This window comes from Rheinheimera sp. 4Y26 (assembly GCF_025245835.1).
Classification (GTDB): Bacteria; Pseudomonadota; Gammaproteobacteria; order Enterobacterales; family Alteromonadaceae; genus Pararheinheimera.
Map to the genome: position 1 here is coordinate 1 of NZ_JAOBWS010000002.1, position 26,400 is coordinate 26,400.

The window sequence follows — 26,400 nt, forward strand, 5'->3', positions numbered from 1 at the left end:
TGCTTCTGCTTCTGCTTCTGCTTCTGCTTCTGCTTCTGCTTCTGCTTCTGCTTCTGCTTCTGCTTCTGCTTCTGCTTCTGCTTTGCAGGCATCACTAAAACCTGGCAACAGTGCCGGTTCTGCCAGGGGGATGGGCGGCACTTTACTGCAAACCAAAATAAAACTCAAACGCATATGAGAGTAATTAGCGTTTATATACCTTTGATGGGTAATTATATTGTGTTATTTATCAATGCATTAGGTTTATGAAGAAAAAAATTGGTTCATTTTTGCTAAAAACGCATGTGATAATAATTCTTATTTGCAGCATATTGAGAGTTAAAAAATGTCCAGACTAAACCAGGTTCCCTCGTTGTTTTTATTGTCACCTTTGTTATTAAGCGGCCTGGCCGCGGCGGAAAATGCTGTAGACAACGTTGTGATGAACAGCAGTGTGATGGACAACAGCGCTGTTGAGCGTATTGAAGTGACCGGAAGAGCGCTGAATCAGGGTTATCTGGTGGATGAAAACAGCAGTGCCACCAAACTGGATTTAACGGTAAAAGAAACACCACAGGCCATCAGCATTATCAGTACTGAGCAGCTGACCGACTTTGCCTTGTCCAATATCAATCTGGCGCTGGATCAGGCAACAGGTGTGCAGGTTGAGCGGATAGAAACCGATCGCACTTATTACAAAGCCCGTGGTTTTGACATTACGAACTTTCAGGTCGACGGCTTAGGTTTGCCTTTTACCGGTGGTGGTATTGAAGGTGATTTAGACACCGCCATTTATCAGCAGGTGGAAGTGGTGCGCGGCGCCAACGGCTTAATGTCGGGCGTCGGTAATCCGTCGGCAACGGTAAACATGGTGCGCAAAAGACCAGGCCGTGAATTTGCCGCAAAAACACAATTCAGTTATGGCTCCTGGCAAGACCAGCGGCTGGACGCTGATGTGCAGGGTGAATTAGGCGAAGGTTTAGCAGCCCGCGCTGTGGCGGTGAAGCAGGATAAAAACTCTTATCTGGACCGTTATGCTCACGACAAAACTTTAGGTTATCTGGTGGTAGACGCAGAGCTTAGCGACAACAGCACTGTGGTGTTTGGCCATAGCGGTCAGCACAGTGAAGGCAAAGGCGGCATGTGGGGTGCATTAAATCTGTTTTATGGCAATGGCGAAGCTATTGAATACAGCCGTTCTGCCAGCACTTCGGCTGACTGGTCTTACTGGCAGGTGAAAGATCACCGCTCTTTTGTCGAGCTGCAGCACAAACTGAACGACAACTGGGCGTTAACCGCCAGCTATCAGCTGATGCAAATCGACCAGCAGGGTGATTTGTTTTATGTGTATGTGAGTGGCGCCAATGGCATAGACCCTGTCACCGGCCTTGGCACCACAGGTTATGGCAGTTTTTACGGCAAAGAAGAGCAAACCCAGCTGGCTGATTTGTACCTGCAAGGCAAATTTGATCTGGCAGGCCGGCAGCATGAGCTGGTGGCTGGTTTGAATATCAGCGACCGGGATTACACTGATATTTCTTTATATGACTTCAGCACTGGCGCGGGTTTTCCGGCTATGCCAGCCCCGGCAGTCTGGAATGGCAACACAGCCAAACCTGTGTTTAAAGATGGCCAAAGTGGCAGTGACGTCAATGCCAAACAACAGTCGGCATACAGTGCTGTGCGCTGGGATTTGGCTGACAGCCTGAAACTTATTACAGGAGCCCGTTGGATCAAAGCCGAAGTGGCAGGTTTATCTTATGGCGTGGATCAAAGCACTGAAGATAAAAAAGCCGTGCCTTATGTCGGCGCTGTGTATGACTTAACCAGCGATATCAGCCTGTACAGCAGCCATACCGCTATTTTCCTGCCGCAAAACGAACGGGATGCCAACCGGCAGTTGCTAAAGCCGGTGCAGGGCAAAACGATGGAGTTTGGCGTGAAAGCAGATTTATTTGCCGATAAAGCGTTGTTATCGCTGGCGGTGTTTGACATTCAGCAACAAAACATGGCGGTGTTTGACAAAGATATCGTCGATCCTGTGGCCGGTTTATTTAAAGCTTATAAAACCGCTGAAGAAATTAGCAGCAGCGGTGTGGAGCTGGAACTGGCTGGTGCAGTGACCGAACAATTGCAGTTGTCAGCGTCGCTGGTGCAGCTGAATATTGACGGTGACAAACTGGTGGAAGCTTATACACCTAAGCGCACGATGAAACTTTCTGCTGTGTATCAGCTGCCACAACTGCCCGGTTTAACTGTTGGGGTGAACTACCGCTGGCAGGATGATATTTCGCGGGTGCAGGGCAAAGTTGCCGCCATTTATGCCAATGCCGGTCAGGATATTGTCACCCGGCAGGACGCTTATGGTTTGCTTGGCTTGATGGCCAGTTATGACGTCAACAGCCAGTGGCAAATTCAGCTGAATGCCGACAACCTGACTGATGAAAAGTACCTGAACAGCCTGTATTGGGCTCAGGCTTATTACGGTGCGCCCGCCAACTATAGATTAGGCGTAAGTTACCAGTTCTGATATTGCTGTTTTATCACAGCGACCCCGGCAGCGAGTGGCTGGGGTCGCATTCTCTGACTGCGTTATTTTTCGGCAGCTGTTATAAATTCACAGCAAATTGTGGCAGCTTTTGCCAAAGTTCGTTGTTTGTTTTGGTGCTTATCGGCAAAAAATGGGCTCTGACCCGCCAAAACTACAGGCCAGCTTTGCCGACGCCAATATCTATGCTAGATTGCGGGCAAACGAGAAAAATAGTTCTTGGGTTTCCCTGGCAATACGGCCGCGAATAAACTGCTGTTACCATCACTTCATTGTTGTTTTTGAGGTAGGTTCTTAAGTTTTCCTGTTGTACTTGCCGGAAATCTGCATCAACCAATCAGTTCCTGGGGATATTCTGATGTCAGAATCAACCGCTTTAATTACCAACGATGCCGTGGTGCTGGGGTTACTCGCCCTGATCCTCGGTTTTGTGTTTCATACCAGTCACAGCAGCCATCCGGGCTGGCAGAAGTTTTATCGTTATGTGCCTTCCATTCTGCTGTGTTATTTCATTCCGGCGTTATTTAACAGCTTTGGCATTATTGATGGCGAAAAGTCTGAGCTGTACAAAATGGCGTCGCGTTATTTATTGCCGGTTTGTTTGGTGTTATTAACTTTAAGCATTGATTTTAAAGCCATTCTTGGCCTTGGCCCTAAGGCATTGATCCTGTTTTTAACAGGTACAGCCGGTGTGGTGATTGGCGCTCCTATTGCACTCTTTACTGTGGGTCAGTTTTTCCCGGAACAACTGGGTGGTGAAGGTGCCAATGCTGCCTGGCGTGGTATGTCGACTGTTGCCGGCAGTTGGATTGGTGGTAGCGCCAACCAGGCCGCAATGAAAGAAGTGTTTGGCGTGGGTGGCGATATTTTTTCAGTGATGATCACAGTTGACGTGCTGGTGGCCAATATCTGGACAGCTGTGTTGTTATGGATGGCGGCCAATGCTGCGCGGCTGGATAAAGCCAATGGTGCAGATACCTCAGGTATTGAAGTTCTCAAAGCAAAAATTGAAAAGTATCAGGCGGAAAACTCCAAAAACCCAACCACCAGCGATTTAATGCGTTTGGTGGCCATAGGTTTTGGTGCTGCCGGTTTGTCCCATTTATTAGCCAACTGGATTGCGCCCTGGATTGAAACCCATGCACCAGAACTTGCCATGTACAGTTTAACCAGCAGCTTTTTCTGGTTGGTGGTGATCGCCACTACTATCGGCTTATTGTTATCGATGACCAAAGCTCGTGAAATGGAAGCGGTTGGTGCTTCTAAAGTGGGTTCGGTGTTTATTTATATTCTGGTGGCCACCATTGGTATGCATATGGATGTGACCGCAGTGATGGATTATCCGGTGATGTTCCTGGTGGGTATTGTCTGGATCAGCATCCACGCCGGTTTGTTATTGCTGGTAACCCGGTTAATTAAAGCGCCGGTATTTTTTATGGCAGTGGGCAGTCAGGCCAATATTGGCGGTGCCGCTTCGGCGCCTGTGGTGGCGTCGGCTTTTCACCCGTCTTTAGCACCTGTGGGTGTATTGCTGGCGGTATTAGGTTATGCGCTGGGTACTTATGGTGCTTATATTGCGGCCATGATGATGCAGGCAGTTTCGCCTTAACCCGGCTATTGCCGAGCTGAATAAAAAAGCCCTGAGCAGTGCTCAGGGCTTTTTTTATTGTCAATTTAAAACCACAACTTATGGCGGTGGTTTTTTAGCTGCAGCTTGTCGCGTCATACGGCAAAGCTCATTGCAGGCAGCGGCTCAGGCCGGGCAAGCGGCAGTGGATTCGCGCACCAGCAGCTCCGGAATAAACACCGGTTGTTCGGCAGAAATACCCTGTTGCTGGCCCGGACGGCTTCGGCGGAACAAGAGTTCTGCCGCCTGCATAGCGATGGTGCTGTTGGGCTGATGCGCTGTGGTCAGTGGTGGCCAGGTTTGGCGCGAGAAAGGGCTGTTTTCAAATCCCACAATAGAGAGTTGCTGCGGAATTTCTACCTGCGATAAACGCGCACTAAATAAAGCACCGGCGGCAATTTCGTCGTTACAGGCAAAAATGGCGGTGGGTTTATGCACCAGCTCCAGTAAATATTTGGCACCTTTTACCCCGGATTCAAAGGAATAACTGCCCGGCACTATATATTTCGGGTTGGGGGTGATGCCCCTTTTGGTTAAAGCGGCTTTAAAACCGGCCAGACGTTCACCGCTGGAGCTGTGCTCTTCATCACCACATAAAAATGCAATGTCGGTATGGCCCAGTTCCAGCAAATGATTGGTAATTTTAAAAGCGGCGGTAAAGTCGTCCACCAGCACACAGTTGGTCAGCTTGGGCGATGGGGTGGAGCCGGAAATAATCCTCACAAAATCAACGCCAATCCGCTCCAGCGCTTCGGCAATTTCCGGCATTTCAGAAAAGGGTGGGGTTAACACTAAACCCGCCAGCCGGGCGTGCTGCACTAAATCTATCACTTCCTGCACTATCTGCGCCGACTTGGCGTTGGTGGGGTGAATTAGCAACTCGTAACCGTGTTTACGGCAGGCTTCCAACAAACCTCTTTGCATATCAATGACATAATAAGCGTTTGGGTTGTCGTAGATATAACCGATGCTATAAGAGCGGGTGCCGGCCAGATTGCGGGCAGCCGCATTGGGCTGATAGTTCAGCTCGCTGATAGCCGCTGACACTTTCTCCTGGGTGGCCTTTTTGACCGAAGGCTCGTTATTCATCACCCTGGACACTGTTTTAATCGAAACGCCGGCCAGCCTGGCAACGTCATTAATAGTTACTTTCATCGCTTTACCCTAAGCAGAATTTCTGGTCTGGTCCCGTGTAATTGGCTGAATATAAAGTTGTTATCAGAGCCCGGGGCCAGGAATTTGGTTATAAATGACAGCGGTGGTCAATTTGTAACTGAATTTGAGTAAATGGATACATCGTTTTTGTCTAAACGGCAATTGTTTATTTATCAAAAAATAACCAACCCAAAGCAGTCATAAACAAGCTTTGCTATTAATTGCTAATTTTACAATAACTTATATTTAATTGTTGGCGTTATGTAGAAATTTACCACGATGAAAGGCCGGCAAATTTATTTTCCGGCCAGGCCGGCGTTTACAAAAATGCGGCTAAAATTTCAGCGAAAGGGGTTTGCAAATCAAAATTTTTTTGTGTATGTTGAATTTTAATGACAACGCTGTCATTGCAGGACAAAAAAATTCATCGCACAAGATCAAAAAAAACAGGAATGGGAGAAGCTCATGTCGCACACTAAAATGAATAAATGTGCATTGGCAGTTAAGCTCGGTTTAGTGGTGGGAGCTGCGGCATTATCAATGCCAGCCCTGGCTCAGCAAGCCAACGCAAAACCAGCCGGTGCCAAAGAACAACAAGTCGAAGTGATTGAAATTCGTGGTATCCGCGCTTCACAGCAAGCAAACTTAAATGCCAAACGTTTTAGTGACTCTATCGTTGATGTGGTAACGGCAGAAGATATTGGCAAATTCCCTGATAAAAACGTCGCTGAATCGCTGTCACGTATCACTGGTGTGGGTGTGAGCCGTGAATTTGGTGAAGGTGAAAAAATTACTGTCCGCGGTGCCAGCTCTGCAACTAACCGTACTTTATTAAATGGTCAGACCGTTGCCACTGCTGACTGGTTTATTCTGGACAATCCGGGCCGCAGCTTTAACTACACCATGCTGCCATCAGCGCTGGTACGCGATCTGGAAGTTTACAAATCACCGGAAGCCCGTATTGATGAAGGTTCTATCGGTGGTACCGTGATCCTGAAAACCCGCCGTCCGCTCGATATGGATGCCAACAGCCTGAACCTGTCAATTGAAGGTCAATACTCTGATTTATCAGACAAAACTGATCCGCAATTAGGTGCTATGTATTCCTGGAAAACCGACGACGAGCGTTATGGTGTGCTGGTTTCTGCGCTGAAACAGGACCGCAACCTGGTGCGTGAAGGTTTTGAAGTATTGTCATGGCCGGTGGGCGCCGATGGTGTGTCTTACCCTGGTTTGATGGGCGTGCCACGTTTTGTGCAAAAACGTGAACGTGAAACCGGTTTTGTCTCTTTCCAGGCGCGGCCAACAGATGCGCTGGAAATGACACTGAATGTGCTGAAATCCAAAGTGGATGCCGACAACCACAACGCCAACTATCTGGTGTGGACCGGCAACGACGTGGTTGCTAATAAAGTGACTAACAAAGCTGTTGTCGACAATGCGCTGCTGGCTGGCAAAGTGGCGGCAGGCCAGATTGGTTACAACTTTATCAACCGGGTGGCATCCACTGAAACCCAATCTGTTGATCTGGACATCAACTATGATGCCGGCAACTTTAAAGTGCATGGTCAGCTTGGCCGCACCGACGCTGAAGGCGGCACTTTACGTGAAACCTCATGGGAATATATCAACACAGCTTCAGGCTACGATTTTGATTTAAGAGGTGGTAAGCCAACAGTCAATACTGCGGTCAGCGGCGCTGATGGCAGCAAGTTCAGCCCTGGCTGGATCTGGGGTGGTGAAAAACCAACCACAGATGAAGAAACCTATGCTCAGCTTGATTTTGAAATTCCGGTGGATGCCGGTGTGTTTAACAGCGTGAAAACCGGCGTGAAGTTGCGTCAGGCCGAGCGCACCCAGGACCGTATCGCCTACAGCTGGCATGGTCCTAATACGTTAAAAGATCCGTCTAAAGCGCCGTCATGGCCTGTGTATCTGCAATACATTTTTGACCAGTGCTCTGATTTAACCAAATGTGGCCTGACTACAGGTACGGTGAATGTCGATGGTCTGGTGAATGGTTCCCTGGCCAATCAGGTACTGCATGATCGCAACAGAATGGAAGAAATTGCTTTTGTTGGCCTGAACGGTGTGCCAGCCGATTATGCCCGTTCACGGGTACTGGATGAAAACTGGGCAGTGGAAGAAGACATTACCGCACTGTATGTGCAGGGTGATTTTTCCGGTGAAGGATTCCGCGGCAACATCGGCGTTCGTTATGTCGACACAGCCCAGACTTCAGGTGGTTGGGAGCATAGCGGTACCGACTACTGGGGTTTCCACACTCTGGATCGCGCCTGGTTAAAACCAACGCTGCTGAACTGGAAAGAAGTGGACAACGACTACAGCGAAGTGCTGCCAAGCATTAACGTGGCTTTTGATTTATCTGAAGACACTATTATGCGGGTAGGTGCTGCTCGGGTGATGGCTCGTCAGAACTGGAACGATGTTTCTTCATCCTCAAGCTACGGTTCACTGAATGTGTCTAACCCAACAGGTGTGGCCAACAACCCAATGTTAAAACCGCAGCTAGTGGATCAATTTGACCTGAGCTACGAGTGGTACTTCAACCCTTCATCTATTCTGGCTGCCACTTACTTCTTTAAAGATGTAAAGAGCTACCGTGGTTTCAGCACCTTTGTGGATGAGCGTTTCTGGGAGCAGGGCAATACCATGGTGGATGTAACTTTCACCCGTCCTGACAATGGTCCTGGCGGCACCACCAGCGGTATGGAACTGAGTTATCAGCAAAGTTTTGGTCAGTTTGGTGTGATGGCCAACTACACCTACACCGAAGCGGATCGGGATGAAACCAGAGATATCTTAAAACCGGGTTCAGGTCTGGTGGAAGGCACGTCCAAGCATATGGTGAACCTCAGCGGTTATTATGAAGATGACACTTACAGTGCCCGTCTGATGTATAACTTCCGCACCGATTGGTACAAAGGCCTGCACTGGAGTGGTTCTGAGATTTGGAACGACGATTACGGCCAGCTGGATGCCAGCTTTGGTTATAACCTGACTGAGTCTGTGACCTTAACGGCAGAAGCAGTGAACCTGACCAACGAAGAAGTGGTTGAGTTTAACACCGACAAAAACCGTCTGTTCTCTTTGTATCAGAACGGCCGCCGTTATGTGTTAGGTGTGCGGATGGCATTCTGAGCCATTTAAGCTAACCGCTTTATTTAAAAGAGCTTATGCTTCGGTATAAGCTCTTTTTTTATCGGCTTTTTCCGCTCTGACATGCTTAAGTGGGTCATTGACTTTCATCAGGGCAGGACAAATAAAGGATAAACACAACAATGCAGCAAATCGCCAGAATCAACACAAAAGCCCCGGGTTTTGACTTTGATGCGCTGATAGCACAAGGCCAGCCTGCAGTATTAACCGGCTGGGTTGAGCACTGGCCGGCGCTTCAGGCATCCAGGCAAGGGCCGGCGGCGCTGACACAATATCTGCATCCTTTAGACAACAACAACGAAATGGACACCCTGTTGCTGGCGGCTGACACCCAGGGCAAAGTGGGTTATGCCGGCGCTGACTTACAGCAGTTTAATTTTGAACGGCGCCGTTATCCGGTGTGGGCGGTGCTTAAACAACTGCTGCGACAGATGCAGCAACCCGATGCAGTACGTATTGCGTTACAAAGCGCCAGGCTCGACAGTTGTTTGCCGGATTTTAGCCGGCACAATCCAATGCCGGGCCTGTCGCCCGATGTGGTAGGGCGGGTCTGGATCGGCAATCAAACCATAGTGCCGGCACATTTTGACCACAGTAACAACCTGGCTTGTGTGCTGTCAGGCCGCCGCACTTTTACGCTGTTTCCGCCTGAGCAGGCGGTAAATCTGTATATAGGGCCTTTGCAAAGTGCACCCACAGGGGCGCCGGTGAGCCTGGTGGATATACTATCGCCCGACTTTCAACGTTTTCCGCGTTATGCCAAAGCACTGGAAGCAGCGCAGCAAGCCACGCTGGAGCCTGGAGATGTGCTGTTTTTGCCGGCGCTGTGGTGGCATCAGGTGCAGGCCACTACTGCTTTTAATCTGCTGGTGAATTATTGGTGGGGTGGCTCTGTTGGCTCTGATGCCAACGCCGTCTCCCCTTATAACGCCTTGTTACATGCTCTGGTTGCGCTGAACGGCTGCAGCAATACCGAGCGCAGCCAGTGGCAGGCATTGTTTAATTATTTTGTGTTTCATGAAGATGCCGGCAATTTTGCCCATATTCCAGCCAATACACCAGCCATTCAGCGCGAAGTGAACAGCAAGGATCAGCAGGCCATCTGCACCTGGCTATTACAGGAACTGACTAAGCAGGTTCCCGGCCATTAAAACCGGGATCGGGATGTGCAGGCATGTTACCGGCCAGTTCCGGCACAGGTTTGCCGCAGGTTAAATTGCGTAAAAAAACTACAAAAAACATAATGACAACGTTGTCATTTATTGCTAGCATCAGTGCCGAGGTGGTTGTTGCAGGGTGCAATGTTTTTTCTGACAGCGCATTTTGTTTACCCGCAGGAACCGGCGTGCTGGGGCTGGTTGCTGATCTCCCTGTTGCAGATGATTATTATTGGTAGTTGGTAATAATTATCCACCAGCGCACATGGATGTGACCTGTTATTTGCCAAATCCTTATCCAAGGGTCTTTATCAGGATGCTGTTATCAGCGTCCTGTTTTTTTATTTGCGGTGCGCAGGAGTTTTATAAGCTTTGTGCAAGGAGCACAAGCTGCCGTCATCGTGATAAGTGCTGGTGCCAGGGTCTGCTGCTGCATATACTGATCACAAAGTCACCCTTTGTAGTGCAACCAGGTACGGGAACAGAGCCGCTTTAATTGCGCTTTTCAGGGCTGGAGTTGTATTGCTGAACAATGATCCGGGTAAGTTATGCAGTCTTTTTTTCTGATGATGTTGTTGTGTTGTTCCGTCACTGTGGCGGCAGCCACTGAACTGAGGCTGATCAGCAGTGAAAAAATGCCTTACAACTACACCACAGAGCAGCAGTTTGTTGGTCTGACGGTGGATGTAGTGAAAGACTTGCTGGCACCCAAACAACCGGATATCGAAGTGATGCCCTGGCCGCGCGCTTTTGAAATTGCCAGAACCACACCCAATGTGCTGCTGTTTACCATGGGTAAAACCAAACAGCGGCTGGCGCAGGGGTTTCAATATATTGGTCCTGTTTCAACCCGGCAGCTGGCGTTTTATACCCTACAGGACGAATTCACCACTTTAACCAGTCTTGCTGAGATACGACAAAAAAAGCTGGTGATTGTTGGTTTACGAGGTGGCTGGTTTAGCGAGCAGTTAAAGCAGCAAGGTATTGAGATCCTGGAAGTGGGTGATTATCACCAGGGCGTGTTGATGCTATTGCGTGACAGAGCACATCTTTGGGTTTCTACCGATTTGGAAGCGCAGATGCACCTGAATCAAACGGGTGAACATGCCAAATTAAAAATAGCGCTGCGCCTGCAATGTGCCGAAAATTACCTGGCCTTGTCGCCAGGCTCAGATGCAAAGCTGTACCAGCAGCTGCAACAGGATTATCAACGCTGGAGTCAAAGCAAAAAACCAGCGGCTATTGCGAAAAAATGGCAGCAGCAGCTGGGTGTCACACTTAAATTTAATCAAAAACGTGGTTTTAGCGACAGTGAATTGCAGACCAGCGATTGCCCGTTACAAACTGAACCTGGCGCATTCACACTAAGCGCAAAATGACCATGACAAATCAGATAATCAGCAGCAACACAGAACAGCACCTGAGACCCGGCACAGGTCAGCCACTGCGCTGGGGCATTATTGGTTGTGGTGCTGTGACCGAAGTCAAAAGTGGCCCGGCTTATCAGCAGGTGCCTGGTTTTGTATTGCAAGCCGTCATGCGCCGTGATGCCGCCAAAGCCGAAGATTATGCCCGCCGCCATCAGGTGCCGCTTTGGTTCAGCGATGCCGACTTATTAATCAACCATCCTGAAGTAGACGCCGTTTATATTGCCACGCCGCCTGACAGTCATTTGTTTTATGCGCTGAAAGTGGCCGCCGCCGGCAAAATTTGTTGTGTGGAAAAGCCGATGGCGCTCAATAGCGCAGAATGTAAACAGATGAATGCCGCTTTTGCCAAAGCCGGCAAACCTTTGTTTGTGGCTTATTATCGCCGCTCATTACCGCGGTTTTTACAAGTGAAAGATTGGTTGCAGCAGGGCGCTATTGGCACAGTGCGACATTTACACTGGAGTTTCAGCCGGCCGCCGAATGCGGCAGATGTGGCAGGGCAGGCCAATTGGCGCACCGATCCTGCCAAAGCCGGCGGGGGTTATTTTGTAGACTTAGCCAGTCATGGTCTGGATTTGTTTGCGTATTTGCTGGGTGATATTGTTGATGCCAAAGGTATTGCCCTGAATCAGCAGGGTTTGTATCAGGCCGAAGATGCGGTTAGCGCCTGCTGGCGTTTTGCCATCGGTGCTGCAGGCGCTGGGGTTGAAGGTGCAGATGATAACGCTGTGCCTGATGCCACCGGCTCTGGTTACTGGAACTTTGCTGCTTTTGAGCGGCGCGACCAGGTCGAAATTATCGGCAGTGCCGGTCGGATTGAATTTTCGGTATTTGCCGAAGCGCCGCTGGTGCTGACCACAGCAACCGGGCGTACTGAAAGTTTTATCGACAATCCGGCCCATATTCAGCTGCATCATGTGGCAAATATGGCGCGTCAGCTAAGCTCAGGTGAGCCGCATCCGTCCAGCGGTGAAACGGCCATGCACGCCACTCTGGTGATGGAGCAGATTTTACAAAACGCCATCGCTAACTAACCGCTATTGAAGTCGCTGTAAAAGTCAGCGCAAAAATTCGTCCAGACAGCGCCCACGCTGCAAATGCTCCAGAGCAATCTCCTGCCAGACAACGACGCAAAGAAAATACCGCCAGCAAAGCCTGGCTTTGCTGGCGGTATTGTTTTTAATCTGTAGGCGCGGCAAGCAGGCAAGCAGGCAAGCAGGCAGCTGCCGCTTTATCTGCGGCTGCAATTATTCAGTTTCAGTTATTCTGCTGACCTTGCCGCTAACAGATTTGGTGCGCAGCAGTACCTTGCCCTGACTCAGTGCCGGGCTTTTAACCCGAACCCCTTCGCCATTGGCCGGGTAGGCTAACCAGCTTTGGCCCTGATCCAGACTGTATTCAATGGCAAGGCCGGGGTAAGCCACATTGGCCAGCAGCAAGTCGCCGTTAAGTGTGGCGCCAGGTGGCGGCAGATAATAAGCCACACCGGCTTTATCCAGTTTCGGCAGCTCGCGTTTGGTCATCACTCTGGCAAACTGTTGCCAGTCGCTGTCGCGGCGTTTTTGCTCAGCTTTTTTGCCTTCCCAGCTGGCTTGATGCCAGGCGCGTTCGGCCAGTGGCAATAACCTGGGGTATATCATTTGCTCCAGTTGCTCTGCAGTGCGCACTGTTTCAGACCAAAGCTGGCCTTGCATACCAATGATATTTTCCGGTTTTTGCAGTGTTGGCAAAGCGCGGCCGAGCAATGCTTCCAAATCATCAATAGCGCGGCCAGTGCGGGTGCGGTCGGCATTGGCGTATAAATCAGCAGGCGCATAAGCAAATACCCGGGCGGCATCTGTGTAGCGGGTGGCCCAATAATAACCACGTTCTTCCGGGTGGGCTTCATTTGGATGGTCAAAATACAAATGGGTACCGTGTGATAACACCACCTGATATCCGGCATTGGCCAGACGATAAGCTCTGTCACCCACACCCCATTCCCAGATATTGTCCCAGACGTTGGCAATCACTGTTTTATTGGCAAATAAAGCGCGGTTAAAAGGATTGATGGGGTCGTACATCAGACCATCTTCCCAACCGGCCAAAGCCAGCTGCCGTTGCTGCAAAATAGCCGCAACTTTGCCGACAAAATAAGGTTTTAAATCGGCAACGCCTGCTACACCAGGCAAACCTTTGGCAATCAGTGCCTGACAGGCCGGTGAACCTTGCCAGCTACCTGCGCCTACTTCGTCACCGCCCATATGATAAGTCGACAGACTCAAACCCGCTTCGCGGTACATTTGCGACAGCTCATACACCACTTTATCAATAAAGGCGTAACTGGAGTCGAGGCAGACATTCACTGAGTTGTCGTTGTAGTTTTGCACTGTCAGATAACTGGATTTGTCTGCCAAATCCGACAATAAATATTGCCGGGCTGCTGCTTCATCCCCTTGTTTTTTCAGGCGATGATAACGCGCTTCCATGGCTTTGACCGCAGCTCTGGCATGGGCTGGCATATCAATTTCCGGGATCACTTCAATATGACGGGCAGCGGCAAATTTTAAAATTTCAATAAAATCCTGTTTGCTGTAATAACCATTGCCGGAGCCTGTGCGGTGCGGCCCCGTGCCGAGCTGGGTGAGCAGGCAACGTTGTTCGGTTAAATCAAAGCAGCGGTGGGCGCCAATATCGGTGAGTTCCGGCAAACCAGGAATTTCCAGCCGCCAGCCTTCGTCTTCGGTCAGATGCAGATGCAGTTTATTCAGCTTATACCGCGCCATTTGTTCAATCAGCCGCAATGTCACGGCTTTACCGTGGAAATTACGCGCCATATCGTAATGCATGCCGCGCCAGGCAAACCTTGGGCTGTCGTTGGCCGTCAGTTGTGGCAGCGGGTATTTCTGTGCGCTGATGCTGGCCGGTAACAAGCTGAGTAACGACTGAACACCATAAAAAGCGCCGGCATTGTCGTGGCCGCGGATCACAATGCTGTTATCGTTGATCTGCAGCTGATAACCTTCGCTACTCTCTACTTTGGCGTCCACCAGCAGCACGATTTTTTGCTGCAGTTGTTCGTTTACCCCAGCCTGACTTTGCAGCGTTAAACCTTTGTCTTTGAGCTGTTGCTGTAAATAACCCGCTTCGCCCGCCAGCCGGCCCTGATACACAATTTGCCACTGTGCATTCAGTTCAGTACGACCACGCTGATAACTCACCTCGCGTGGGCTTGGCAGAATTTTGTCCTGCAGCGCCTGAGTGTCAACAGAACCGGCGTTCACCACCAGGTTCTGCTGATAACGGCTGGTTGCATTGGCAATAGGGTGCAGATCCGGCTCAGGCTGCTGATAACGCAGCAGTTGTTCCGGCCTGTGAAAAGGCGCAACAAAACGGCTTAGCTCTTCGGTATTGGTATTGGCAAAAATTTCCGGTTTGAGCGATGAGGCAACAATAAATGCCCTGGGCATAAAGTCGGTATAACTCACCATATGCGCATTGCCACTGTATTGAATTTCCACGGTTTTACCCGGCTGTAGGCCGGCAAAATTGTGGCTGGCGCTCAGGCGGTGTAAATCCCCTTGCACATGTTCGAGCTGCAAACCAAATTGTTCGGCAGCGCTTAGTTTGCGGATAGAGTGCAGGTAAATTTGCCAGTTGCCGGGGCCGGCGCCAAGGGGCAGTTGCGATAAATTGCTGAGTTTGAGCCTGCCTGTGGTGCCGGTGTTGCTGACAAAGTTGCTGACCACGGCAAATTCAAGCCGGCTTTGGCTGGCAAAGCTGTGCAACTGTGATTGTTGCTGAAAGTTTGTCGCCGCCAGTGGTGGGCAGGCCGATAACAGCAGCAAAGTTGCCAGACGTCTCAGCTTGATATTCATTGGACTTCCCCTGTGACAATGGCCGGTCTGCAATACCGGCTGTAATTGTTTTTTGTAAGCGCTGGCCAGAACACAACAATGCGCCAATTTGTAATTCTAAGCTACTGAATTTAGTCAGTTATTTGTTCATGCCCTTTGTTTTGTGACAAATTTCAGTTTGATTTTTAAACAAGGGTCTTGTTATTTGTCAAAATTATTATATGCTGAACCTGAAAAATGACAACGCTGTCAATTTTGCTTAATGTACATTTTTTCAACATTAAAATGCAAGCAAAAACACCGGCAGCACAGGGGCAACCCTGCATGACGTAACGAGGTTGGGCGGATGACAATAAGTTCAGGGCAGCAGGGGCCATTGTATCTTGGCATTGATGGTGGCGGCAGCAAGTGCCGGGTGGTGATCGTCAATGCTGATAATCAGCTGCTGGGTGAAGGCCTGGGCGGGCCGGCCAATCCGCTGCGGGGCATGAAAATCGCCACTGATTCTATTTTAACGGCCACCCAACAAGCGCTGACCGCTGCCGGTATGACCTTTAACGATATGTCGCGTCTGATCGCAGGTGCGGGTTTGGCCGGTGTCAATATGCCGCAATATTTCCGGTTATTTTCCGAGTGGAAACATCCATTTGCGGCTTTTTATCTGACCACGGATTTGCATATTGCCTGTATTGGCGCCCATAACGGCGGCGACGGTGCTGTGATTATTGCCGGCACCGGCTCTTGTGGCCTGGCCGATGTCAAAGGCCGCCTGCTGGATATTGGTGGTCATGGTTTTCCTTATGGTGACAACGGCAGCGGCGCCTGGTTTGGCATGCAGCTGGTGCATCATGCGCTGTTGCAGCAGGATGGGTTGGAACCCTCCACTTTATTGTCCAGTCTGTTGTGTCAGGAGCTTTGTGTCAGCAACAGCCTGGATATCGTCAGTCACTTTATGCACGCCACCCCCACAGTGTACGCCAGATATGCACCTTTGGTGTTTAGTGCTGCCGAGCAGGGAGACGCGACAGCTCTTGCCATAGTGGCGCAGGGTGCCGCTTTTATTAATGAAATTGCGCTGAAGTTATTTGAACTGTCGCCGCCGCGCTTTTCGATGATAGGTGGCCTGGCTTATAAGCTGGTGCCTTATCTCGATAGCAAAGTACAGCAGGCTTTAACGCCGGCACTGGCCGCGCCTGAATATGGTGCCGTCTGGTTTGCCCGGCAGCAACAAGCTTTATTAACTGCCGCAGTGGCGGCTCAGTCTTAAAGCAGAGCCCTAAAACAGAATCCTGAAATCTAAGCCTGAAACAGAAGTGAGTAGCAGATGAACAGTACCATTATGGCGCAGGAAGCCGCCGAAGCCCCACAACGAATCCGTGAACAGCTGGCCGCCAACAGCAGCACCATAACCACCATAGTGCAGCAAATTGGCAAGCGTGCGCCAAAGTATGTTTATATGGTGGGCCGCGGTTCGTCCGATCACGCCGGGGTTTTTGCCAAATATCTGATTGAAATAGAACTGGGTTTACCTGTGGTCGCTGCAGCACCTTCTATTGCCAGCGTGTATCACAAACAGCTGCAATTGCAGGACGCGCTGGTGCTGGTGATTTCGCAGTCGGGCCGAAGCCCGGATATTCTGGCACAGGTTGAAATGGCCAAAGCGGCCGGTGCTTATGTGGTGGCTTTGGTGAACGACACCAGCTCACCGCTGGCCGAACAAGCTGATGCTGTGGTGCCACTTTTTGTCGGACCGGAAAAAGCTGTTGCTGCAACTAAAAGCTATCTGGCAACTTTAAGTGCCTTGTTACAACTGGTGGCCCTATGGTCGGCACAGCCGCAGTTATTGGCGGCGGTGGAATCTTTACCGGCTTTATTAGAGCAGGCGCAGCAGTTACCGGCGCAGTTAACACCGGCATCTGTGGCCACAGTAAAACATGGTGTGGTACTGGGTCGTGGCCCTGGTTATGCCATAGCGCGCGAAATAGCGTTAAAACTGAAAGAAGTCTGTGGCATTCATGCCGAAGCTTTTTCCAGTGCCGAGTTTTTGCATGGCCCTGTGACTTTAGTCAAAGACCAGTTTGCCATTATTGATGTATCTGTTGCCGACGAAGCGCTGGCAGCACATAAAGCTCAGGTTACTGAAGTGCAAAACCGTGGCGCCGCCGTGGTGCAGTTAAATCATGGTGCTTTAACTTCTCATCCAAGGGTGTTGCCACTTTTGGTATTACAGCGTTTTTATCTGGATGTGGAAGCAGTGGCGCGCAGCCGTGGTGTGAATCCGGACGCACCACCGGGTTTAAATAAAGTCACCAAAACAGTGTGATGTGCTGCTCACACAGCAACTGGTAGCAAAAACAACAACAGTAAAACTTGGGGCAGCCTTGCGGTGGCTGCCAGTTTTAACATGCAGGTAGGTAACAAGTGACAATACAACATCTGGCGGTGGCAAAGCTGTTTGACGGTGAAGACTGGCTGCACAATGTGCAGTTAAGCATCATCGATGGCCATATTGCGGATATCACAGCCGCTGATGCTCAAGCTGTATTACCCCTGACGCTGGCCCCCGGTTTTATTGATATTCAGGTCAATGGCGGCGGCGGCGCTTTGTTTAATACAGCACCTACTTTAAACACACTTCGCACCATGGTGCGCGCACACGCCGGTTTTGGCAGTACAGCTTTATTGCCAACTGTGATCACCGACTCAGTTGCCGTGATGCAACAGGCCGCTGACGTGATAGCGCAGGCTATTGCCAACAACGAGCCTGGGGTATTGGGGGTACATTTTGAAGGCCCGCATTTGTCACTGCCGAAAAAAGGTGTGCATCCAGAGCAGCATATCCGGCCTTTAACTGAGGCAGAGCTCGCTATATACCGCCGCACCGACCTGGGCGTGAAGTTAGTGACAGTGGCGCCTGAGCATGTCAGCACTGCCCAAATCCGTCAGTTGGTGGAGCTTGGTGTGCTGGTGTTTCTCGGCCATTCCAATGCCGATGCTGCCACTGTGAATGCCGCGTTGAAGGCCGGCGCCTGTGGTTTTACTCATTTATATAACGCCATGTCACCGCTCACCTCGCGTGAACCCGGTATGGTGGGTGCTGCTTTGGCAAGTGCTGACGCCTGGTGTGGCATTATTCTCGATGGTCATCATGTTCATCCGCTGGCGGCCAAACTGGCGCTCTGTGCTAAACCGCGCGGTAAATTGCTGCTGGTGACAGATGCGATGTCGCCTGTGGGCACTACCGACACCGAATTTGCCTTTTTTGACGGCAAGGTGTTTCGGGATGGCAATAAACTCACCATCGAAACCGGTCAGCTGGCAGGTTCAGTGCTGGATATGGCGGGGGCAGTGCACTATGCCGTCACTGAGCTGGGTGTGGCGCAGGGTGAAGCGCTACGGATGGCGTCTTTGTATCCGGCGCAGTGTATTGGTAAAGCACAGCAAATGGGGCGTATTGCACCGGGTTACCGTGCTGATCTGGTGCTGCTGGATGAGCAAGGTAAAGTGCAACAATGCTGGATTTCAGGCCAGCCGCAGCTATAAGCTGTTGCTGTCTGCAGTAAAAAATATTTATAAATATCAAAAGCATAAACAACATTAACAACAAAAAGTCCGGCACCTGCAAAGGCGACCGGATCTCTGACCGCAACAAACAACAGAGGTAGATATGGAAATGGCGATAAACAAAGTGCAGAGCCGAAGCACAGTGTTGCCGATGCTAATCATCGGGACCTTATTTTTTGTGTTTGGCTTTGTCACCTGGCTAAACGGCTCATTAATACCCTTTTTAAAAATTGTCTGTGATCTCAATGAGTTTCAGGCGCTGTTAGTGACTTTTGCTTTTTATATCGCTTATGTAGTGATGGCTATTCCGATGTCGATGGTGCTGAACCGTATTGGTTATAAAAACGGCATGGTGGCAGGACTTGGCATTATGGCGGTGGGGGCAGTGCTCTTTATTCCGGCGGCACAAAGTAGCTATTATGCGTTGTTTTTAATAGCTTTGTTTACGCTCGGCACTGGTCTTACTATTTTGCAGACGGCCTCTAACCCTTACATTGTTTGTATTGGCCCGCGTGAAAGTGCCGCCATGCGCATCAGCTGTATGGGCCTGGTGAATAAAGGCGCCGGTATTGTGGTGCCGCTGGTATTTACCGCCTTAATTTTAACCGGCATGGACCAGTTTACCCCTGAAGCTTTAGCTGCTTTAACGGCCGAAGAAAAAGCCAGCCGTATTGCTGAGTTATCGAATCGTCTGGTGCAACCTTATATCTACATGACAGCCGCTCTGGTGGCGTTAATGGCTTTTGTAAAATTTTCGCCGCTGCCGGAGCCGGATCTGGAAGAAACGATGATGGGCGATGTTAAAACCCAGCCTCAGACCTCAGTGTTGCAATTTCCGCAGCTGGTGCTTGGCGTGGTGGCGTTGTTTTTTTATGTTGGCGTGGAAGTCATTGCCGGTGACACCATTGGTTTATATGGTCAGAACCTGCAAGTGGCAAATTTTGGTACTTTAACTTCTTATACCATGGCCTTTATGGTGCTGGGTTATCTGGTTGGGGTCAGCTGTATTCCAAAATATCTGTCCCAAGCGCGCGCTTTACAAGGCTCGGCCATTTTTGGTTTGTTGTTCACTTTAGGGGTGATGTTTGGCTCCAGCGACAGCCATGCCATAGCAGAGCTGTTATTTGGCTGGACTGGTATTCCAACAGTGCCCGACACTGTGCTGTATCTTGCCATGTTAGGTTTTGCCAATGCGCTGGTGTGGCCTGCAGTCTGGCCTCTGGCGCTGGATGGTTTAGGTAAATTTACTGCCACAGCCTCGGCATTACTCATTATGGGCATAGCAGGTGGCGCGCTGTTGCCGCTGGTGTACGGTTATTTTGCCCATAGCTCAGGCGATAGTCAGCTGGCGTATTGGGTGATGTTGCCTTGTTATGCTTTTATCCTGTTTTATGCTTTTAAAGGCCATAAAATCCGCCAGTGGTAACATTTTTGTCGGCACAACAACGCCAGTGTTTTCACTGGCGTTGTTGTATTTAAAGCTGGCTGCTTTGGCACTGTTTTGTTCACGCCAGCTTTGTTAAAACCAGCTTTAGCCTCATGTTTAGAAAAGAGAAGATGTAATGGCCACCACACGTTTTGTTGCGCTGGACGCCCTGCGCGGTTTAATTCTGGCGCTGATGATTCTGGTGAATACACCAGGCTCCTGGTCGGCAGTGTACAGCCCTTTGTTACATGCCAAATGGCATGGTTTTACCTTTGCTGATCTGGTATTTCCGGGTTTTTTATTTGTGGTGGGCGCGGCGATGTTTTTTGCGCTGAAAAACCAGCAGTGGGGGGCGGCTTCAATACAAAAAGTGTTGCGCCGTACCTTGCTGATGTTTGTGCTGGGTCTTGGCCTGAATTTTTTATGGACACCGGATTTAAGCCAGATGCGGCTGATGGGGGTATTGCAGCGTATTGCCCTTTGTTATGGTGTGGCGGCTTTATTGGTGCTGGCGTTAAAACCTTTTTTTACGGGCGCTCAGCAGCAGTATGGCATGCCGTTATTGTCGGCTTTGCTGTTAGGGTTTTATTGGGGCTTATTGCAGCTCGGCACTGAGCCTTACAGCTTGTCAGGCAATATTGCCGGTGTAGTTGACCGTGCTGTATTGGGTGAACACAGGTTATATCAGGGGTTTGGCATGCCCTTTGACCCCGAAGGTTTACTCAGCACTTTAGGCGCTGTGGTCAATGTGCTGCTCGGTTATTGGGTGGCGGGGGAGCTCAGCAAACGTCAGCCCAAAGCCGGTATGTTGTGGTTATTGGCGGTGGGCGTGCTGATGTTGGTATTGGCGCAGTTCACAGCGTTATTTTGGCCGGTGAATAAAGCTTTATGGACAGGCAGTTATGTGCTGCAAAGCACCGGCTTGTTGTTATGGCTGTTGGCGTTGATGGTCTGGTTGGTGGATATCCGCTGTTATCGGGCAATTTGTGAACCACTGCGGGTTTATGGCTCTAACCCTTTGTTTATTTACATTTTATCCTGGTGCTGGACAGTGCTGCTTAGCAAAGTATTGGTGTGGCAGGTGGCTGAAGGTGCCAGCGGCAATGTTGATATTTCTGCCTACCAATGGTTGTATCAGCAGTTGCAAACAGTGCTCGCCGATAAACCGGCATCGTTGCTGTTTGCGTTATTGCATGTTGGTTTATTCTGGCTGATTGCTTATGGGTTATACCGCAGGCAGATTTTTATCAAAATTTAACCAAGCAAAAGGCGCTTTTAAAGCGCCTTTTTACTGAGTGTTGCCAGGCTTTAACCTGGCAAATTAATAACGATATTCCCAGCTTGCTGTCAGACTCAGGCTTTTATCCTGTTCTGGCCGCAGCGGCGACTTCTGCAAAAACCGGCTTTGTAACTGCAATAAACCGCTGAATAACGGTCTTTGATGTTGCAGTTTTAACTGCCAGCTACTGTCGCTGTTAATGCCCTGATAATAGGTGGCATACGCCAGTTGTGCCGACCAGTTCTGGCCGTCCGGCAACTGATATAAATAACCTGAGCTCAGTACTTTGGCGTCCGCGCCATAACCACTGCCAATGACCCGGCCATAACGGCGGTAACCTTCAGGGTAAAAGGTGCCCTGATAAGCACAGTTACCAGGCTCCAGGCTGTCTTCACATTGCAGATAACTGTCGCTGTATTCCAGATTCAGGCTGTGCAGCGCTTGTGCTTCACCCCAAAAAGTACGGACACCATAAAGTTGCAGCGCTTTATCGGGTAAACCTGAGCTATTGTCATCATCGGCAATTTCCGCGTACAAGGTCAGCGGCAGGCCAAAGCTGTTCAGATGATAACTCAAATCCAGTGCCGCGCGTTGATCGGCCTGAATTTCGTCTCTCCTGTCGTAGCTAATCAGATCCCACATAGTGCTGAATGAATTACTCTGGCCTTCGCCACCCCATTGCACAGTGCGGCTAACACCAAGTTCCAGCGCGTTGATGGGGCGCACTGTGGCACGACCACCCCAATATTTTACATTGGCGATGCTGCTATTGTGCTGACCGCGGCCCACAAAGGTGCTGATGCTCCAGGGGCCAAGCCAGTTCAGCCAAGGCCGTTCATCGGCACGCCAGCTATGACGGCTTAACCGCACAGCAGGCAGAGGGCGGGCATTATTGCTCAGCAATAAACTGCTTTGCTGGCCAGGACCCCACCACTGTGAGTTTTGATCAAAAGACAACACCCAGTTGCCCATAATGGCAGCCAGGTAACTACCGTCATACACGGTGTTTTGTTTGTCGCTGCTATCTTCAGGGCTGCTATCTTCGGTACGGCGCAGACTCACCTGCAACCGGCCAGCCCAGCGATCGTCCTGATATTCACTGAAAAATGTGGCTGCGGCTTTTTCAAAATAATCTTCGCCAAAATTTTGCGCCGGGCTCGGTGCTGAATTCAGTTTGAGTTTTAGTCCATTGGTTTGCCGGGCACGGTTTGCCGCCAAAGCAGCACTCAGATGCAAAGCTGCGAATCTAAGCTCTGGACTTAAGGTATTGATATCCAGCTGATTTAAATCAATGGCGATGTTTTTCCACATAATAGGGTAGGTATTCACCGGACCTGTCAGTACACCGGCCTGGGCCAGCGTTTGTAAACTCTGGCGCAGGCTATTATCTGAGGTATCCAGCCAGGGCGTGGCACTGGCAGTGCCGGATAAAGCCAGAGCACAGGCAACAACAAGTTTTTTCATGGTTGTAATTTAGCCTTCAGTGCCTGGTCGACATGGGGTGGCACAAAACGGGATACATCACCGCCATGTTTGGCCACTTCTTTCACCAGAGTGGAGGAGATAAACATATTTTTTTCCGAAGGCGTCATAAACAAACTGTCCAGATCCGGATTCAGCTGGCGGTTCATGCTGGCGAGCTGAAATTCATATTCAAAATCGGCGACAGCCCGCACCCCTCTTAATAAAATTTGTGCCTGATGGTCTTTGGCAAACTGCGCCAATAAACCGGAAAACCCCAGCACTTTCACATTGGGATAAGCTTTAAAGGCCTCTTCGGCCAGTGCCACCCGCTCACTTAAGCTAAACATCGGCTGTTTGCTCGGGTTGGACGCCACGGCCAGAATCACTTCATCAAACAATCTCGCGGCTCGGATCACTAAATCGGCATGGCCATTGGTCAGTGGATCAAAAGTGCCAGGGTAAATCGCTTTTGTCTTCATCAGATGAGTTGAGTCCTATGGCTGGGAGCTGTTGCCTGTGACTTGCTGTGATTGCCAGCAGGCTGCGACTAGAGTTTTTCATCGGTTTGGCGTTACTATATCAAAATAATTCCAAAAAAAATAAGCCCATGCCGGATATGGACAAGAAGCTACGCACCAAAGATAAAATTCTGCAGGCCAGTATTGAACTGTTTAATCAACAGGGCGAACGGCAGGTCACCACCAATCATATTGCGGCTCATCTTGGCATCAGCCCGGGGAATTTGTATTACCACTTCAGGAACAAAGAAGACATAGTGCGGCATATTTTTAAAGAATATGCCAAGTTACTCGACAGCAGATTACAACCGCCAAGCCGGCCTTCCGAAGCTTTAGATGCTTTGGCGCAGTATCTGGATGTGGTGTTTGAACTGATGTGGCGTTTTCACTTTTTTTACGCCAACTTACCGGACATTTTAAGCCGCGACGATGCGTTGCAGCAGGATTATCTGCAGGTACAAAAAGGTGTGCTGAATAAAGTAATTTCGGTGCTGAATGCACTGAAAAATGCCGATGTCATTGCTATTGATGACGCTGATGTGCCGAATTTTGCCCATACCATCAAGCTGGTGGTGACTTTTTGGATCAGTTATTTAAAAACCCAGGCGCCGCATGCGGCTATTGATCAACAACAGGCTTATCAGGGCGTGCTGAAAATTCTGTTGTTATTTAAACCTTATGCCACAGCCCAGGCCATGCCGCGCATCGATAAATTGCAGGCTCATTATCAGCAGCTGGCGGGGCACCCGCTGTTAGCTTGATAGGGTTCGTTAATAGCGCAACTTCAGGTTTAGCTGGCGATGGCTGACCTGAAGTTTGGTGTTTTTCCCGTTTTCCCATCCAGACTTCCGCTTTTCTCAGCAGCAGCTTTGCCTGCTGCTCCGACCTTTGACAAAAATTCAGCATTGTCTGAAATAAAGGCAGCAAAACAATGCTTTCACTATTACAATGGCGGCGTTTTTTCTGACAGCCTCAACCCCCTACAGGAGGGCTTATGCGAACGACCTCTTTCCTTACTCATATCCAACAACAAATTGATGATGTAAAAGCCGAAGGTTTATACAAAGCCGAACGTATTATTACTTCACAACAATTTTCAGACGTGACAGTTGCTGGCCAGCAGGTGTTAAACTTCTGTGCAAACAACTACTTAGGCTTAGCCAATTCCAAAGAACTGATTGAAGCGGCGCAGCATGGCCTCGACAGCCATGGTTTTGGTGTGGCTTCAGTACGTTTTATCTGCGGTACCCAGGACATTCACAAACAACTCGAAGCGAAAATCAGTGAATTTTTAGGCACCGAAGATACCATTTTGTATTCCAGCTGTTTTGATGCCAACGGTGGTTTATTTGAAACCATTTTAGGCGCTGAAGATGCGGTGATTTCTGACGCCTTAAACCACGCTTCTATTATTGACGGTGTGCGGTTATGTAAAGCCAAACGTTACCGTTATGCCAATAACGATATGGCCGAATTAGAAGCTCAGCTGAAACAAGCCGATGCCGACGGTGCCCGTTATAAGTTAATTGCCACCGACGGTGTGTTTTCAATGGACGGCGTCATTGCCGACTTAAAATCCATTTGTGATTTAGCCGACAAATACAACGCCATTGTGATGGTTGATGACAGCCATGCTGTTGGTTTTGTGGGTAAAAAAGGCCGCGGCACCCACGAATATTGCAACGTGCTAGACCGCGTTGACATTATCACCGGTACTTTAGGCAAAGCTTTAGGTGGTGCCTCAGGCGGTTACACTTCAGGCAAAAAAGAAGTGATTGAGTGGCTGCGTCAGCGCTCAAGGCCGTATTTATTTTCGAACAGCCTGGCCCCTTCTATTGTCACTGCTTCGATTAAAGTGCTGGACATGCTGGCGCAAGGTGACGAACTGCGCGCTAAGCTGTGGGATAACGCTGCATATTTCCGGGAAAAAATGTCGGCAGCGGGCTTTACGCTGGCCGGTAAAGACCACGCCATTATTCCGGTAATGCTGGGTGATGCCAAAGTGGCGTCAGAGTTTGCCCGCCGTATGCTGGAACAAGGCATTTATGTGGTGGGATTCTCTTTCCCTGTGGTGCCAAAAGGTCAGGCGCGTATTCGCACCCAGATTTCGGCGGCACATACAAAAGAACAGCTGGATAAAGCCATCAACGCTTTTATCCGTATTGGTAAAGATATGGGCGTGATTGCCTGAGGTAACAGCATGAAAGCATTAGCAAAGTTAAAAGCAGAACTGGGCATTTGGCAAACCGAAGTGCCAATGCCTGAGGTTGGCCCTAATGATGTGCTGATTAAAATTAAAAAAACCGCCATTTGTGGCACCGACGTGCATATCTATAAGTGGGATGAGTGGGCGCAAAACACTATTCCACACGGTATGGTGGTGGGGCACGAATATGTTGGTGAAGTGGTTGGTATGGGCTCGGAAGTGCGTGGTTTTGCAATCGGCGACCGGGTTTCAGGTGAAGGTCATTTAGTCTGTGGCCATTGCCGTAACTGCCGCGCCGGCCGGGTGCATTTATGCCGCAACACTATTGGGGTTGGCGTCAACCGTCAGGGCAGTTTTGCTGAATATCTGGTGATCCCGGCTTTTAACGTTTTTAAAATTCCGGACAATATCCCTGACAGCATCGCTGCTATTTTTGACCCTTTTGGCAATGCAGTACACACAGCTTTATCTTTTGATTTAGTGGGTGAAGACGTGCTGATCAGCGGTGCCGGCCCCATCGGCATAATGGCTGCTGCTGTAGCGCGCCATGTTGGTGCCCGTCATGTGGTGATCACTGACGTGAACCCGTTCCGGTTAGAACTTGCCAAAAAAATGGGTGCCACCCGTGCAGTGGATGTCAGCAAAGAAGACTTAAAAACTGTGATGCTTGAGCTTGGCATGACTGAAGGTTTTGACGTGGGCCTGGAAATGTCTGGCGTGCCTTCAGCCTTCCGCTTAATGCTGGATACCATGAATCATGGCGGTAAAATTGCCATGCTGGGTATTCCACCATCAGATATGGCGGTGGACTGGAACAAAGTGATTTTTAAAGGCCTGGTGATCAAAGGCATTTATGGTCGCGAAATGTTTGAAACCTGGTACAAAATGGCCAGCTTAATTCAGTCAGGTTTAGATTTAAGCCCGATCATCACCCACGAAATGCCAGTGGCAGACTTCCAGCAAGGCTTTGACATTATGTGTTCAGGCCAGTCTGGTAAAGTGGTTTTAAACTGGGCATAACAGCAACGTTT

19 protein-coding genes are annotated in these 26,400 nt (G+C 49.8%); 15 read left to right on the forward strand and 4 right to left on the reverse strand.

From position 1 onward, the window contains the following. Positions 1–325 precede the first annotated feature (325 nt). Positions 326–2,509: a TonB-dependent siderophore receptor gene (locus N3Z11_RS03895; RefSeq protein WP_260655841.1), complete on the forward strand. Its 2,184-nt coding sequence runs from the start codon at positions 326–328 to the stop codon at positions 2,507–2,509. A 376-nt stretch (positions 2,510–2,885) separates the two neighbouring features. Then, a complete protein-coding gene (locus N3Z11_RS03900; protein ID WP_260655842.1) occupies positions 2,886–4,136 on the forward strand; it encodes a DUF819 domain-containing protein in 1,251 nt (416 codons plus the stop codon). A gap of 144 nt (positions 4,137–4,280) precedes the next feature. On the opposite strand, the gene N3Z11_RS03905 is transcribed toward N3Z11_RS03900, so the two are convergent. After that, the gene (locus N3Z11_RS03905; protein WP_260655843.1) at positions 4,281–5,309 is read right to left on the reverse strand and encodes a LacI family DNA-binding transcriptional regulator; all 1,029 of its coding nucleotides are present in this window, start codon (positions 5,307–5,309) and stop codon (positions 4,281–4,283) included. A gap of 465 nt (positions 5,310–5,774) precedes the next feature. Here N3Z11_RS03905 and N3Z11_RS03910 point away from each other — a divergent pair, with 465 nt between their 5' ends. From N3Z11_RS03910 to N3Z11_RS03930, 5 genes are all read left to right on the forward strand, one after another. Beyond that, a complete protein-coding gene (locus tag N3Z11_RS03910; RefSeq protein ID WP_260655844.1) occupies positions 5,775–8,471 on the forward strand; it encodes a TonB-dependent receptor in 2,697 nt (898 codons plus the stop codon). A gap of 140 nt (positions 8,472–8,611) precedes the next feature. After that, positions 8,612–9,640 (forward strand): cupin-like domain-containing protein, encoded by a 1,029-nt coding sequence (locus tag N3Z11_RS03915; RefSeq protein WP_260655845.1) that lies wholly within the window; start codon positions 8,612–8,614, stop codon positions 9,638–9,640. A 23-nt stretch (positions 9,641–9,663) separates the two neighbouring features. Continuing rightward, positions 9,664–9,885, forward strand: a complete 222-nt coding sequence (locus tag N3Z11_RS03920; RefSeq protein ID WP_260655846.1) for a hypothetical protein — start codon at positions 9,664–9,666, stop codon at positions 9,883–9,885. Between the two features lie 309 nt (positions 9,886–10,194). Next, complete coding sequence (locus N3Z11_RS03925; RefSeq protein WP_260655847.1) at positions 10,195–11,025, forward strand: transporter substrate-binding domain-containing protein; 831 nt, start codon at positions 10,195–10,197, stop codon at positions 11,023–11,025. Between the two features lie 2 nt (positions 11,026–11,027). Then, positions 11,028–12,110, forward strand: a complete 1,083-nt coding sequence (locus N3Z11_RS03930) for a Gfo/Idh/MocA family protein (protein WP_260655848.1) — start codon at positions 11,028–11,030, stop codon at positions 12,108–12,110. 213 nt (positions 12,111–12,323) lie between these two features. Here N3Z11_RS03930 and N3Z11_RS03935 read toward each other — a convergent pair whose 3' ends face one another. Next, positions 12,324–14,933 (reverse strand): family 20 glycosylhydrolase, encoded by a 2,610-nt coding sequence (locus N3Z11_RS03935; protein WP_260655849.1) that lies wholly within the window; start codon positions 14,931–14,933, stop codon positions 12,324–12,326. Between the two features lie 325 nt (positions 14,934–15,258). Between N3Z11_RS03935 and nagK the strand changes: the two genes are divergently transcribed. The 5 genes from nagK (at position 15,259) to N3Z11_RS03960 (ending at position 21,160) form a co-directional block, all read left to right on the forward strand. Then, positions 15,259–16,179 (forward strand): N-acetylglucosamine kinase, encoded by a 921-nt coding sequence (gene nagK, locus N3Z11_RS03940; RefSeq protein ID WP_260655850.1) that lies wholly within the window; start codon positions 15,259–15,261, stop codon positions 16,177–16,179. Between the two features lie 57 nt (positions 16,180–16,236). Continuing rightward, positions 16,237–17,235, forward strand: a complete 999-nt coding sequence (gene nagB-II / locus N3Z11_RS03945) for a glucosamine-6-phosphate deaminase NagB-II (protein ID WP_260655851.1) — start codon at positions 16,237–16,239, stop codon at positions 17,233–17,235. A 98-nt stretch (positions 17,236–17,333) separates the two neighbouring features. Next, positions 17,334–18,455, forward strand: a complete 1,122-nt coding sequence (nagA, locus tag N3Z11_RS03950) for an N-acetylglucosamine-6-phosphate deacetylase (RefSeq protein ID WP_260655852.1) — start codon at positions 17,334–17,336, stop codon at positions 18,453–18,455. A 124-nt stretch (positions 18,456–18,579) separates the two neighbouring features. After that, a complete protein-coding gene (locus tag N3Z11_RS03955) occupies positions 18,580–19,902 on the forward strand; it encodes a sugar MFS transporter (RefSeq protein WP_260655853.1) in 1,323 nt (440 codons plus the stop codon). Positions 19,903–20,038: 136 nt separating this feature from the next. Continuing rightward, the gene (locus N3Z11_RS03960; RefSeq protein ID WP_260655854.1) at positions 20,039–21,160 is read left to right on the forward strand and encodes an acyltransferase family protein; all 1,122 of its coding nucleotides are present in this window, start codon (positions 20,039–20,041) and stop codon (positions 21,158–21,160) included. 63 nt (positions 21,161–21,223) lie between these two features. On the opposite strand, the gene N3Z11_RS03965 is transcribed toward N3Z11_RS03960, so the two are convergent. Both N3Z11_RS03965 and coaD read right to left on the reverse strand, forming a co-directional pair. Further along, entirely contained in the window at positions 21,224–22,645 is a 1,422-nt protein-coding gene (locus tag N3Z11_RS03965) for a capsule assembly Wzi family protein (RefSeq protein WP_260655855.1), read from the reverse strand. Next, on the reverse strand, positions 22,642–23,124 hold the full coding sequence (coaD, locus tag N3Z11_RS03970) for a pantetheine-phosphate adenylyltransferase (protein WP_260655856.1): 483 nt from the start codon (positions 23,122–23,124) through the stop codon (positions 22,642–22,644). The genes N3Z11_RS03965 and coaD overlap by 4 nt, the downstream gene beginning before the upstream one ends. A gap of 137 nt (positions 23,125–23,261) precedes the next feature. Between coaD and N3Z11_RS03975 the strand changes: the two genes are divergently transcribed. From N3Z11_RS03975 to tdh, 3 genes are all read left to right on the forward strand, one after another. Continuing rightward, complete coding sequence (locus tag N3Z11_RS03975) at positions 23,262–23,924, forward strand: TetR/AcrR family transcriptional regulator (protein ID WP_260655857.1); 663 nt, start codon at positions 23,262–23,264, stop codon at positions 23,922–23,924. Positions 23,925–24,157: 233 nt separating this feature from the next. Beyond that, positions 24,158–25,354: a glycine C-acetyltransferase gene (locus tag N3Z11_RS03980; protein ID WP_260655858.1), complete on the forward strand. Its 1,197-nt coding sequence runs from the start codon at positions 24,158–24,160 to the stop codon at positions 25,352–25,354. 9 nt (positions 25,355–25,363) lie between these two features. Continuing rightward, on the forward strand, positions 25,364–26,389 hold the full coding sequence (tdh, locus tag N3Z11_RS03985) for an L-threonine 3-dehydrogenase (RefSeq protein ID WP_260655859.1): 1,026 nt from the start codon (positions 25,364–25,366) through the stop codon (positions 26,387–26,389). Positions 26,390–26,400 lie beyond the last annotated feature (11 nt).

Excerpts from the sequence above, each read along its gene's own strand:
- N3Z11_RS03895 (WP_260655841.1), top strand. The coding sequence starts at position 326 with ATGTCCAGACTAAACCAGGTTCCCTCGTTGTTTTTATTGTCACCTTTG.
- N3Z11_RS03900 (WP_260655842.1), top strand. The coding sequence starts at position 2,886 with ATGTCAGAATCAACCGCTTTAATTACCAACGATGCCGTGGTGCTGGGG.
- N3Z11_RS03905 (WP_260655843.1), bottom strand. The coding sequence starts at position 5,309 with ATGAAAGTAACTATTAATGACGTTGCCAGGCTGGCCGGCGTTTCGATT.
- N3Z11_RS03910 (WP_260655844.1), top strand. The coding sequence starts at position 5,775 with ATGTCGCACACTAAAATGAATAAATGTGCATTGGCAGTTAAGCTCGGT.
- N3Z11_RS03915 (WP_260655845.1), top strand. The coding sequence starts at position 8,612 with ATGCAGCAAATCGCCAGAATCAACACAAAAGCCCCGGGTTTTGACTTT.
- N3Z11_RS03920 (WP_260655846.1), top strand. The coding sequence starts at position 9,664 with ATGTTACCGGCCAGTTCCGGCACAGGTTTGCCGCAGGTTAAATTGCGT.
- N3Z11_RS03925 (WP_260655847.1), top strand. The coding sequence starts at position 10,195 with ATGCAGTCTTTTTTTCTGATGATGTTGTTGTGTTGTTCCGTCACTGTG.
- N3Z11_RS03930 (WP_260655848.1), top strand. The coding sequence starts at position 11,028 with ATGACAAATCAGATAATCAGCAGCAACACAGAACAGCACCTGAGACCC.
- N3Z11_RS03935 (WP_260655849.1), bottom strand. The coding sequence starts at position 14,933 with ATGAATATCAAGCTGAGACGTCTGGCAACTTTGCTGCTGTTATCGGCC.
- nagK (WP_260655850.1), top strand. The coding sequence starts at position 15,259 with ATGACAATAAGTTCAGGGCAGCAGGGGCCATTGTATCTTGGCATTGAT.
- nagB-II (WP_260655851.1), top strand. The coding sequence starts at position 16,237 with ATGAACAGTACCATTATGGCGCAGGAAGCCGCCGAAGCCCCACAACGA.
- N3Z11_RS03955 (WP_260655853.1), top strand. The coding sequence starts at position 18,580 with ATGGAAATGGCGATAAACAAAGTGCAGAGCCGAAGCACAGTGTTGCCG.
- N3Z11_RS03960 (WP_260655854.1), top strand. The coding sequence starts at position 20,039 with ATGGCCACCACACGTTTTGTTGCGCTGGACGCCCTGCGCGGTTTAATT.
- N3Z11_RS03965 (WP_260655855.1), bottom strand. The coding sequence starts at position 22,645 with ATGAAAAAACTTGTTGTTGCCTGTGCTCTGGCTTTATCCGGCACTGCC.
- coaD (WP_260655856.1), bottom strand. The coding sequence starts at position 23,124 with ATGAAGACAAAAGCGATTTACCCTGGCACTTTTGATCCACTGACCAAT.
- N3Z11_RS03975 (WP_260655857.1), top strand. The coding sequence starts at position 23,262 with ATGGACAAGAAGCTACGCACCAAAGATAAAATTCTGCAGGCCAGTATT.
- N3Z11_RS03980 (WP_260655858.1), top strand. The coding sequence starts at position 24,158 with ATGCGAACGACCTCTTTCCTTACTCATATCCAACAACAAATTGATGAT.
- tdh (WP_260655859.1), top strand. The coding sequence starts at position 25,364 with ATGAAAGCATTAGCAAAGTTAAAAGCAGAACTGGGCATTTGGCAAACC.